The sequence below is a fragment of the Kribbella endophytica genome (assembly GCF_054781295.1).
This window is the reverse complement of the sequence record NZ_BAAGUR010000004.1, coordinates 265,414-277,166: the sequence shown is the minus strand read 5'-3', so window position 1 is coordinate 277,166 and position 11,753 is coordinate 265,414. Positions and strand designations below refer to the sequence as shown.

The following is an 11,753-nucleotide window of genomic DNA, read 5'->3' as shown; positions in this document are numbered from 1 at the left end:
TTGAGGAGTTCGCGAAAGTCGGAGGACGGCCGGTCTTGCATGAGAACTGTCGAGTGGGCACGACCCACTGCTGCAATCCGGTGTTTCGCGCCGTCAAGAGGTGGGTCTAGACCGCGTCGACTTCGTGGTGTTCAGCCAGCGCGTCTTGGCGGTTCCTCTGCCGAGGAGTACTAAAAGGCTGCTTGGCAGGTTCAAGCGGACGACTGCCGACAAGTTCATCTCAAGTACTTAGGCAGATCGCGGTCACAGCACGCAGCTGAAGGATTGGTGGATCCAGTGCATCGTCTTGTCGAGGTTGGCTGCGAAGGCTGGGTTTACCTGGGACATGCTGGCGTACCAGAGGCCGAAGGTCAGGTCTCCTGTGGAGATGGAGTTGTTGAGGTGGGTTAGGTGGGTGCGTAGCCGTCTAGGAAGGCTGTGTGGAGGCCGCGTAGTTGGCGTGGTCTCGGTATCCCGAGAGGGGCCTGCGAGGTCGTAGAGCCAGTGGGCGTGGCCGGAGTCGTCGAAGACGATCAGGCAGACTTCGGGCCCTTGGAAGAGGGGTGTTTCTAGGCGCAGGTCGGCGTGGATCAGGCCGAAGCAAGTTCTGAGGCGGCTGCTTGCTGGGAGTCGACGGTGGGGCTGTGGGTGGTTGGGGCTGTGGAGTCGGAGCAGGTAGCGGCCGTTTCGGGGGAGTCGACGCGGAACGTGGTGTCTTCGCCGTGGGTGATGAAGGTCAGGTGTGGGTCGTCGATTGGGTAGTGGCTACGCTCGTACGGCGGTGCGGCGTAGGCGGGCTACTTGCGCGCTTCGAGACCCGCTCGGGCATTTGGGGAGAGTGTCGCCGCCGGCTGATGGGTCCGAGGTTAGAGGCGGAAGGCCGGGGGCGTGCCGTGCAGGCCTCGGGACGTTGTTTCGGGGTCGGTGAAGAAGTTGGGGACTTGGGCTGTGGCGTCGTAGTGGCGGTGGAAGACGGGGGTTTGGGAGCCGGACATGGGCGGGACAATCCAGGTCCAGTCGGTGGGGCAGCGGCGGCCGGCTCGTTCTTCTCGTTCCAGGTGGACGAGGAAGCGGCGGGATTCTGTGTGGTGGTCGGTGATGCTGATGCCGTTGGATTTGAAGGAGTGGAGGACTGCGCGGTTCAGTTCCACTAGGGCTCGGTCTCGCCAGAGGGTGGACTCGTTTGAGGTGTCCAGGCCTAGGCGTTGGGCTACCTCGGGGACTAGCGCGTAGCGGTCTTCGTCGCCTAGGTTGCGGGCTCCGATTTCTGTGCCCATGTACCAGCCGTTGAAGGGGGCGGCGGGGTACGAGATGCCGCCGATGTCCAGGCGGTTGTTGCTGATGACCGGTACGGCGTGCCAGCGGAGGCCCAGGTCGGCGAACCAGGGGAGTTCGGGGTGTTCCAGGGGGACCTCGTGGATCGAGTGCGAGGGGAGGTGGAACATTTGGGGGCCTTCGTCAACGGTTTCTACGACCAGGGGGAGGATGTCGAAGGCTCCGGGGACAGCGGGCGGCTGCCAGCCTCGGCGTACTAGTTCGGCCGTGAAGGGGCGGTAGCGGGGGTCGCCCAGGACGCGGCCGTCGGGTTGGTCGTAGCCGGCGTAGCGGATGAGTTGTTCGTTCCAGATCCGGGGGGCGGGCTTTCCCGGGGACTCGGGGGCGAAGATGGTGATCATCGGGCGGATCTTGCCGCCGTTGTGGGCGGCGCGGAGGTGGTCGAAGCAGTGGCCGGCGACTGAGGCTGCGTCGCCGACGGTTCGTAGGTCGCGGACCTGCAGGCTGCGCCAGTAGAGGCGGCCGATGCAGCGGGCGTTGTTGCGCCAGGCGACCCGGGCGCCGAACGCCAGCTCGTCGGGGGTGTGCCAGTAGGTGCCGGTGAGGTCGATCTCGCGCATCGCCGCGGCGATCCGCGGGCCGATGCGGTCGGCTCGGGGGTTCTCGGCGGCGAAGAGTTCGAGGAACTCCTCGGCTGCGGCGCGTACGTCGTCGGCATCGAAGGTACGCCGAGCCGGCGCGGCGACCGGGGCTTCAGCATGAGCCGAGGAGCCAGGAGCCGAGCCATTAAGCGAACCATGGGCCGGGCAATGACCAGCGGGTGCACCAGGACCAGCACCCGAAGCAGGAGCGGGAGGCGGAGGCAGTTCGCCATCCGGCCGACGTACCGGATGACCGGGCCTGGACTGAACCCTGCCGGGACCGGGTGACGCCCGGCGGCCACCCCGCGGGGCCTTGTGCCATGGTCGGTCGCCGATCTGGAGGAGCTGCTCACCACCGACGAGCTGCGGCGCGTACGTCCGTACGACGAGGAAAAGCAGGACAAAGCTGAGTACGACGGTCGTAGAGATGCCAGTCCAATCAAAAGCGGCGGCGAGGCCGGCAACTGTCAGCAGGAGAACCACAAAGGGGCGGTGCTGTGCGGGTCTCACGGTCGGCTCCTAGCCTGGAGTGCCCGGACCGCGCCCGTTGCGAAAACGGGTGTGCGAGTCCGTGTCGTCGAAGAACGAACCGGGCGACGGCTCGACCGGCGGCGGCGTGCCGGCCGCGCCGAGGTGCTCGACCTCGGTGGCGAACGAGCTCACGATCGACTGCATCTGCGCCTGCGCCGTCTGGGCGTACGTCCGCACCTGCTCGCCGGCCGTGTCCATCGCCTCAGCGACGATCCGGCGCTCGTGCTCGCGGGCCTGGCCGATGCGCTCGCGCGCGTCGCGGCTGACGTCGTTGACCATCTCCTCGACGACGAGCTGGGCCTGGCTGAACATCTGGACGACCTGCTCGTTGACGCGGTCGCCGGCCTCCTCGTACTGGTCGAGCTCTGCCTGGACACGCTGCAACTCGGCCTGGAGCCGCTCGTTCTGGGACCGGCTCTCGGTGAGCGCCCGGTCCAGGGCGTTCATCTGGTCAGCGAGTCGATCGAGGTACCCGTAGACCTCGCCCGCGTCGAGGCCACGCATCCGCTTCGGGAAGGTCTCGTCCCGGATCGACCGAGGCGTCTGATGTGGGGAGCCGTGACGGTGTTTGCTGGTCCTCACTGGGGATCTCCTGCCGTGGTTGCGGTGGCCCGACGGTGTGGTCGTCCGCGGCCGCGTAGTAGAAGTGCTCGTACTTGATGTGCTCGGGCTGCATGCCGGCGGCGGCGAGGCGCTCGAGGGTGTGCGCGACCATCTGCGGGCCGCCGCACACCATGGCGGTCCGCCCGTGCAGGAGCTGCCGGGCTGCGACTGTTCCGACCTTGCCGCGCGTTCCCGGGTACGACGGGTCGTCGGAAACGACTTCGGTGTACTCGAACCACGACCGGGTCTCGGCGAGCTGCCGCAGCCGGGGGCGGTCGTACAGATGCCAGGGCATCCGTACGCCGTGCAGCAGGTGGACCAGCGGCCCGTTGCCCGAGCGATGCCACTCGCCGTCGATCTGCTCGAGGACGGCCAGCAGGGGAGCGAGCCCGGTCCCGCCCGCGACCAGCAGCAACTCCCGCGCGCCGGTGTCGCGAAGGGTCAGCCGCTCACCGACCGGCGCACCCAGCTTCACGGTGTCGCCGGCCTTCAGTGACCGTACGACGGTCGGACTCACCTGCCCGCCGTCGATCTGCTGGACGTGCAGATCGATCGAGCCGTCCGCACGCGGAGCGTTGGCCGGGCTGAAGTACCGCCACTGCCGGGGGCGTTGCGGGACCTCCATCGAGATCGACTGGCCGGGGCGGAACAAGAACTTACGCCGAGGCCGGACCGTGAGCAGGGTGAGGTCCATCGTCCGTCGCTCGGCCGAGATCACGTCGGCGTCCCACCAGTCCGGGGTGGACTCCGACGCCGACTCCGCCGCCTCGACCATGATCCGTGCGACCACCTGGTACGCCGCCGTCCAGTGCGCGGCGAGCTCCTCGTCCCAGTCAGGCCCCAGGAAGTGCATCAGGGTGGCGCACAGCGAGGCGCCGACCGCGTTGTAGTGCTCCGCGAGGACGGCGTACTTGCGATGGTCGCGGCCCAGGTGCTGCAGGAAGGCCTCGTCGTGCTCGATCTGGTCGGCGTGGCTGACGATCCGGCCGAGGGCGCCGACGAACTTGTCGCGCTGGTTCGCCATCGACAGCGGGAACATCGACCGCACCTCGGGGTACGACACGAACAGGTGCGAGTAGAAGTACAACGGGACCTGCTCGCCGTGCTCGGTGACCTGGTCCCAACTGCGTTGCAGAGCCTGTGCATCCATCGGAAATCGCTATCTGTCTCGATTCGGCAGTACTTCGAGAAAAGCGAACTTTTCGTTCCTGGGACGCACGTGTTCCCGTATGCCGGCGGCGCATGCCGGCAGGTGTTGCGTTGACAAGGGTGCCCTCCCAATTCCAGTTCCCCGAGTCTGTCTCGTCCTTCGACCTTCCCGATCTACCCGCGGTCCGGCGGGCTAAACCGTTGAAAGGACTCAATAGTCTCGAAATTCTGGATCCGCGCAAGTCCTTGATTTTTGGGCGGTTTGCTGCCGACCTGGGCGGAGTGGTGGCAGGGCAGAAAGGTGCCATAGGCAACAATCTGTGTCTGTGCAGGTCAGGCGCCGATTGGCGGGGACATGGACGTTCCGGTGAGAATTGGTCTACACCGGCCGGGAATTACCGGTCTGTCCCGGAATTGCTCCACATGATGGGACGGCGGCGATAAAAAGTTCGATTAGCGAGTGGTGACCTCGGCCATTGACTCGGGTGAGCGGGCCTTGGTAATGGCCCGGTCACCCGGAGTCAGCCAGGTCAGCGGGCTTCGAGCGCGTTCGTGAGCAGGGTGGCCAGCGCTTCGACCTGGATGTCGGTCGTCGCGAGCTCGTCGGCGTCCGCGCCGTCCAGGGCGACGGCCGCCAGTCCGGCCTTCGAGTCGATCAGGTCAGCGATGCGGGTGTCGATGGTCTGGGCGGCGATGACGCGCCAGGCCGTGACGGGCTCCTGCTGGCCGATCCGGTGGACCCGGTCGATCGCCTGGGTCTGCTCGGCGTTGGTCCAGGACAGCTCGGCCAGTACGACGTTCGACGCGACCTGGAGGTTCAGGCCGACGCCGGCGGTCAGCAGCGAGCAGACGACGATCGAGACGTCCGGGTCGTTGACGAACGCGTCGATGTTCTTCTGCCGGGCGGTGGGGGACTGGTCGCCCCGGATCGAGGCGTACTTGATCCCGCGATCCGCGAACAGCTCCTCGGCGGTGTCCATCGCCTCGATGTGGCGGGCGAAGTACACGACCTTGCCGACGTTGTGCGCCAGCTGGGCCGCGTAGTCGGCGGCCAGGCCGGCCTTGGCCTTGCCGATCCGTCGTACGAGCGTGAAGACGTTCTCGCCGGTCTTCGCCGATGCCATCTCGGTGCGTTCCCACTCGGCGACCTGACGGACCAGGGTGTGGTCGATGCCGTCCACGGTGACACCGGAGGTGCGCATCTCGAGGGCGGTCCGGTAGCGGGAGACCAGGCGCTCGGCCAGCTCGCGCTCGGCCTCGCGGATCGAGCGGCCGACCGAACCGTCGAGCTCGACCGGCAGGTTGGCGATCCGGCGGGCCGGGATGTCGGCCGCGACGTCGACCTTGCGACGACGGACGATGCCCATGTCGATCACGCTCGACCGGGCCGCCGGGTAGAAGGCGGGGTCGGCCGGCGTCAGGTCGGTCTCCTCGAGCTTCTCCATCAGTACGGCGCCAGGAGAGCGCTCCTCGATCCAGCCCAGGTACTGCCAGATCGCGGTGAAGTCCTCGATGTCGTTGATCAGCGGCGTACCGGTCAAGGCCATCAGCAACGGGCGCGGCGTCCGCGAGCGGATCCGCTCGGACAGGTGCAGCACGTTGCGCGAGCGGTGCGACTTCTTGTTCTTGATGAAGTGCGCCTCGTCGACCACCATGCCGCGGAAGCCGAAGTCGACCAGCCAGCCGACGTGCCGGTCGAGGACCTCGTAGTTCACCACGACGATGTCGGCGAAGCCGTCGATCGTGTCGCCGTCGCCCTGGATCACGGTCGCCTTGCGCTTCGGTGTCCACAGGTCGGCCTCGCGGGCCCAGTTCGTCTTCACGACGTTCGGTACGACGACGAGCAGCGGATAGGCCTGCGCCGCTTGGGCCGCGAGCAACGCCTGCGCCGTCTTGCCCAGACCGGGCTCGTCGGCGAGCAGGAACGTCCGGTGCCCGTCCGCGGCAGAGGCGATCAGCTCCGCCTGGTGCAGCATCAGCTCCCGGCCGCCGGCCGCATTCAGCGACGCCGGCTCGGGCAGCGACATGCTGGCCGAGGCGCCGGCCTGCTCGAAGGACCGCAGCAGCGGCCCGATCAGCTCCCAGCCGGCCAGGCGACGCGGCTTGGCCTCCTTCTGCGGCGCGGCCGAGAAGTCCGGAGCGAGGAACGGGTTCGCCAGCTGGCGTGAGACGACGGACTGCGGGACGACCTGGCGCGGCGGCGGGGCGGCCTCGGTGGGCTGCTCGACCGGCTTGGGCTTTTCCACAGGCGCTTCGAGACCCGCGGCGAGCAGCATGTCCCGCTGCAGGGCGACGGCTGCCTCGGACATCACCGCGTCCTCGGCGAGCAGCGCGAGCAGCGAGGGCTCACGGGCCGCGGTCTTGGCCAGAATCGTCGCGACCCCGTCGAGCCGCCGCAGCTGCTCGGCGCGGTAGGCGTCGGTGGCCGTGGCGTCGGCGTTGACCTGCGTCCGCTCCTGGCGGACCAGCAGGCCGATGACCTGGAACTTCGTCCGGATCGAGGGCGCGATCGCGCCACGCTCGACGGCCGCTTCCACCTCCCGTACGGCGCGCGCGAGGACCGGGATCAGCCCGTCGGCGTCGTCGGTACGACGCTTGCGGCGCGAGCCGCCTCTCGGCGTACCGCCGGACGCACCGCTCGATCCGCCGCGTCCCGCACCGGCGGACCCGCCGCGGGCGGAGTTGCCCCGCGATCCGCCGGTGGATCCACCGCGCGAGTTGCCGCCAGATCCCCCTCGCGCACCGGACCCGCTACGGGAGCCGCTGTTCGAGCTGCCGCGCTGGGCACCGGCCGAACTGCCGGCTCCCTCGCGCGCTGCGGCGGCCGAGCCCCCACGGGACCCACCGCTCGTCGAACCACCACGCGAAGCACCGGACGAACCGCCGCGTTGCGCGTCGGTTCCGGTCTGGCGACGACCTCGGTTGGCCAAGAATCCTCCTCAGAGCCACCACGGCACGGTGCCGCGGCACAACAGCACCGCCGTACGCCGTCGACGACTCGTCGAACCGGCGTGCGAGCACGGTTCATCGACTCGTCGAGCGGCCGAGGACCCTCCGGCGGAACTGGCTGTCGTGCGGGACGACGGGTAGACGGCCGTGAGTTCCAGCCCCGGGCGAAGTGGTCGCGGCGGGATCAGCGGTGCGGGGGCGTCAAGCCCACGCGCTCAATAGTAGTTCCCCGCCCCCGGTGTGTGTCACCGGTATAGAGAGGTTATCTGCCGAGCCGGTCAGCGACGGCCGGTTCGGGGCTCTGTCCACAGGCACCGGGAGGCTCGATGCACAATCTGTGGATGGTTGTGGACAACCTGTAACGGGGAACGGGCAGTGGCTGAAACATCGGCGTCATCCGGGCATCCGGCTGCGGCATCCGTCGGGACCCTGCGCCCGACGGATGCCGCAGGATTTCGGGGCGGTCAGCCGCAGATACTGGTCTTCATGACGTCGGCCGGGCTGTTCCAGTTGGCGCAGCCGGAGCCGGAGTGGCCGTACCAGTCGTGACCGAACTCGTGGGCCGCGAGCAGTGCGACGTCGCCGACAGCGCTGGCGACCAGGGTGATGCGCTGGCCGGCGCCGTAGTTGCAGCCGATGACCGTGCCCGCGCCGCAGTCGGTGATGTAGCCGTCCTGGCAGGAGACGGGGGTGCCGCCGCCTTCGGTCAGGCCGTTCCAGGCCGCCGCGCCCTGACGGATCGCGCCGGCGTACTGCGAGCAGGAGGCGGTGATCGTGTACGAGCGGGCGCTCGGGACGTCCCAGCCGAGGATCTTGGCCGGCATCGGGGCGGCCTTGCCCGGCACCAGCTGTACGCCGTGAGCCTCGGTGCCGTGGCCGTCCTCGGCCGCGGTCGTCATGGTCTGGGTGGTCGGTGCGGCCTCGGGCAGGTCGTACGCCGAAGCCGCCGGCACTGAGCCGAGAACGGTGGCCGCCACTGCCGCGAACAGCACCGCTACACGCTGGAGATTTCTCATGGGTCTTTCCTTCCGGTCCTCACTTACACGGAATTCGCCCATGAGCACACCGGGGGCGGAGCGGGTCGTCGGCCTGGCAGGCGGCTCTGACAACCTTGTCATGGGCGGTGACGTGACACATGGTTGTCAAGTGACCACGAGCTGTCAAGGGGTTGTGGTCGAGCAAGCGTTGTCCGGTTGACTGGTGGCTGCCAGTCGCCGCAGCCGGAAGGACCCTCATGCAGTTCGCTTTGCTGTACTACTACGACCCCGCCGTCGCCGGTCCGACGAAGGAGGAACTGCTCGACTGGCTGGCCTTCGACGGCGCCGTCCGGAAGGCCGGCGTGTTCGTGCACGAGGCCGGTTTCCACGCGGTCTCGCGGGCCCGGACCGTGCGGGTGCGCGACGGGAAGACGTCGAGCGAGCAGGGCGGAGCGACCGGTACGCCGGTGCTCGCGGGCTACTACCTCGTCGACGTCGCGGACGCCGAGGCGGCCGAGGTCTGGGCGGCGATGATCCCGACCGCCCGGTACGGCGCGGTCGAGGTCCGGCCGATCGTCGAGTACTAGGCGGGCGGACGGAATCGTTTCCAAAATTCTGGGTCGGATGGTGAGACGAACCGCCGGTAGGGCCCGCGCGGGGGTCCGGGCCTTGGTTAGGTAGGTCGGAGATCGTTTTCCACTGATCGACCTGGTGCGAGGAGAAGATGGTGTCGAAACCGCTCAAGATCGCGGCCCTGGGATTCTGGCACGTGCATGCCGGGGACTACTCGAGGCAAGCTCAAGAGCATCCGGGAACCGAGCTGGTCGCGGTGTGGGACGACGACCCGGCGCTCGGTCAGGCCGGGGCCGAGAAGTTCGGCGTGCCGTACACCGACGACCTGGATGCGCTGCTGGCCCGGGACGACCTCGACGGTGTCACCGTGACGACGTCGACCGACGTGCACCGCGATCTGATGGTGAAGGTCGCGAACGCCGGGAAGCACATCTTCACCGAGAAGGTGCTCGCGCCGACCGTCGCGGAGGCGGAGGAGATCGTCGCCGCGGCCGACGCGAACGGTGTGAAGCTCGTCGTGTCGTTACCCCGGCTCGCGCACGGGTACACCAACGCGATCCGTGAGGTGATCGACAGCGGCGACCTGGGCACGATCACGTACGGCCGGGTGCGGCTGTCGCACGACGGCGCGGTGTCGGACGGCGGCAAGGGTGGTTGGTTGCCCGAGCGCTTCTTCGACCCGAAGACCGCGATCGGGGGAGCGCTCACCGACCTCGGCTGCCACCCGGTCTACCTGACGCAACTCTTCCTCGGGTCCACGCCGGAGACCGTCAGCGCCGTCTACCGGTCGGTCGCGGGGCTCGGGCTGGAGGACAACGCGGTGGTGACGGTCGGGTACGCCGACCAGAAGATCGGCGTGATCGAGGCCGGGTTCGCGAGCGGCAACCCCTTCACGATCGAGCTCTTCGGTACGACGGGCAGCCTGACGTACACCGATGACGGCAACGTGCTGAGGGTCTTCGGCCCGGCGTTCGGTGGCGGTCGGCAACTACCGGTGCCCGAGCACAGTCTCGATCCGTTCGGTCAGTGGGTCGATCACATCACCAACGGGACGCGGGCCGACGACAACATCGCGCGCGCGGTCGAGCTGACCCGGATGGTGGTCGCGGCCAACGAAGCCGCGGAGCAGGGCAAGGTTGTCCAGTACGCCGGACCGAGGAGCTGACATGCCGGAGATCAAGGTCGGACTGATCGGCGCCGGTGGGATCGCGGGCGCGCACATCCGGGGCTATCGCGAGCACGCCGCGCGGATCGGCGTCACCGCGGTGGCCGACGTCGTCGAGGCGGCCGTGGCCGCGCGGGCCGAGGAGCTGGGCGCTACGCCGTACGCGGACTATCGGCAGATGCTCGAGGTCGAGGAGCTCGACGCTGTCGACATCTGCCTGCCGCATCATCTGCACCGGGACGCGATCGTCGCCGCCGCCGAGGCGGGCAAGCACATCCTGTGCGAGAAGCCGTTGTGCCTGACGGCTGCCGAGGCCGCCGATGTTCGGGCGGCGGTGTCGGCAGCCGGCGTGACGTTGATGTGTGCGCACAACCAGTTGTTCCTGCCGGCCGTTGCCAAGGCCAAGGAACTGCTGGACGCCGGCACGATCGGGACCGTGTACGAGGTGCGGACGACGGACAGCTTCTACAACGACTTCGATCCGTCGACGATGGGTTGGCGGGCGAGCGCCGCGACGAGTGGTGGTGGTGAGCTGATCGACACCGGCTACCACCCGACGTACCTGCTGCTGCATCTGGCGGGTGGCAAGCCGGTCGAGGCGACGGCGATGCTGTCGACGCACCGGCTGAAGTTCATGGAGGGCGAGGACTCGGCGCAGGTGCTCGTGCGGTTCGACAACGGTGTTGTCGGGCAGCTGGTGACGAGTTGGGCGTATCAGCCGGCTGCGGTGACCGAGCGGTTCTCGGTCGTCGGGTCGGAGGGTGCGCTGCACAGCGACGGGAACTCGCTGACGATCCGCCCGCGGTCGGGTGAGGTCGAGACGATCGAGCTCGAGCCGGTCGACGGGTTCGTTGCGGAGATCGGGCACTTTGCCGACTCGCTGCTCGGGAAGACACGGCCGCTGCACACGGAGGAGGAAGGGATCGCGGTCCTCGGGATCCTGCTGGCGGCGTACGAGGGCGCTCGTACGAAGACGATCGCCCCCGTACTGAGTTAGGCCTGCTGGAAGTAGTGGCCTAGGGCAAGGTCTTCCAGGAGACCGATCTCCGTGGGCTGCCAGTCGAGCAGTTCGCGAGTGCGGGTCGCGGTCGTTGGGTTGTCGATGGCGGCGAAGTGGGCCAGGTATCCGACGTACTCGGGTGCCTGGTCCGCCGTGATCGAACGGGCCGGCAGGTCGAGGCCGCGGCCGATCGCCTCGGCGATCTGGCGGAACTCGACGCCGCCGTCGTGGACGGCGTGCAGGCGGGAACCGGCCGGGGCGTTCTCCAGGGCGAGGCGGTAGAGGCGGGCCGCGTCGTCGGTGTGGACCGAGGACCAGCGGTTTGTGCCGTCGCCGATGTACGCCGAGAAGCCGTTGCGACGGGCGAACTCGACCAGCGAGGTGAGGAAGCCGGTGTCGAGCGGGCCGTGGACGATCGGCAGCCGGACGACCGACGAGCGGATGCCCTGGCCGGCCAGGTCGACGACGAAGTTCTCGGCGTCGATGCGGTAGCCGCTGGGGAGGGTGTCGTCCTCGGTGCCGGAGCGGTCAAGGCCGGCGGACGCGAGGAGGCCTGTGCCCGACGTACCGACCAGTGGTTTGCCGGTGTCCTTGAGGACTTCGGCGATCGCTGTGATGGCGGCGAGGTCGGAGTCGGCGGCGCCGGTCATGTCGCCGACCTGCATGGCGTCGTGGCGAAAGGCCAGGTGGACGACGCCGTCTGCTGCTTCGGCGGTGGATTTGATCGTGTCGAGGTCGTCGAGGTCACCCCGGACGACGTCGGCGCCCCACTTGATCAGGCGGTCGGCGGAGTCGTCGGAGCGGGCCAAGCCTACGACCTGGTGGTCGTGCTGCAGGAGTTCGGGGACCAGGGCTGAGCCGAGGTGGCCGGTCGCTCCGGTGATGAAGACGCGCATCGGTGGTTCCTTTCG

Annotated in this window: 9 protein-coding genes; 3 read left to right on the top strand and 6 right to left on the bottom strand. The window is 68.4% G+C overall.

Going from position 1 to position 11,753, the window contains the following annotated elements; translation table 11 throughout:
- Positions 1-845: 845 nt before the first annotated feature.
- The 5 genes from ACYVIO_RS33150 to ACYVIO_RS33130 form a co-directional block, all read right to left on the bottom strand.
- The gene (locus ACYVIO_RS33150) at positions 846-2,378 is read right to left on the bottom strand and encodes a nitric oxide synthase oxygenase (RefSeq protein ID WP_460655464.1); all 1,533 of its coding nucleotides are present in this window, start codon (positions 2,376-2,378) and stop codon (positions 846-848) included.
- 36 nt (positions 2,379-2,414) lie between these two features.
- Complete coding sequence (locus ACYVIO_RS33145) at positions 2,415-2,930, bottom strand: DivIVA domain-containing protein (RefSeq protein ID WP_460654885.1); 516 nt, start codon at positions 2,928-2,930, stop codon at positions 2,415-2,417.
- Positions 2,878-4,179, bottom strand: coding sequence for a globin domain-containing protein (locus tag ACYVIO_RS33140; protein ID WP_460654884.1), 1,302 nt, complete (start codon positions 4,177-4,179; stop codon positions 2,878-2,880). The genes ACYVIO_RS33145 and ACYVIO_RS33140 overlap by 53 nt, the downstream gene beginning before the upstream one ends.
- A 529-nt stretch (positions 4,180-4,708) precedes the next feature.
- Positions 4,709-7,108, bottom strand: coding sequence for a DEAD/DEAH box helicase (locus ACYVIO_RS33135; protein ID WP_460654883.1), 2,400 nt, complete (start codon positions 7,106-7,108; stop codon positions 4,709-4,711).
- 483 nt (positions 7,109-7,591) lie between these two features.
- Positions 7,592-8,143, bottom strand: coding sequence for a hypothetical protein (locus ACYVIO_RS33130; protein ID WP_460654882.1), 552 nt, complete (start codon positions 8,141-8,143; stop codon positions 7,592-7,594).
- A 218-nt stretch (positions 8,144-8,361) separates the two neighbouring features.
- On the opposite strand from ACYVIO_RS33130, the gene ACYVIO_RS33125 reads away from it, so the two are divergent.
- The 3 genes from ACYVIO_RS33125 (at position 8,362) to ACYVIO_RS33115 (ending at position 10,839) form a co-directional block, all read left to right on the top strand.
- Positions 8,362-8,691, top strand: coding sequence for a YciI family protein (locus ACYVIO_RS33125; protein ID WP_460654881.1), 330 nt, complete (start codon positions 8,362-8,364; stop codon positions 8,689-8,691).
- Between the two features lie 137 nt (positions 8,692-8,828).
- Positions 8,829-9,842, top strand: a complete 1,014-nt coding sequence (locus ACYVIO_RS33120; RefSeq protein ID WP_460654880.1) for a Gfo/Idh/MocA family protein — start codon at positions 8,829-8,831, stop codon at positions 9,840-9,842.
- A gap of 1 nt (position 9,843) precedes the next feature.
- Positions 9,844-10,839, top strand: coding sequence for a Gfo/Idh/MocA family protein (locus ACYVIO_RS33115; RefSeq protein WP_460654879.1), 996 nt, complete (start codon positions 9,844-9,846; stop codon positions 10,837-10,839).
- Here ACYVIO_RS33115 and ACYVIO_RS33110 read toward each other — a convergent pair.
- Entirely contained in the window at positions 10,836-11,738 is a 903-nt protein-coding gene (locus ACYVIO_RS33110; RefSeq protein WP_460654878.1) for an SDR family oxidoreductase, read from the bottom strand. The genes ACYVIO_RS33115 and ACYVIO_RS33110 overlap by 4 nt on opposite strands.
- Positions 11,739-11,753: the final 15 nt, after the last annotated feature.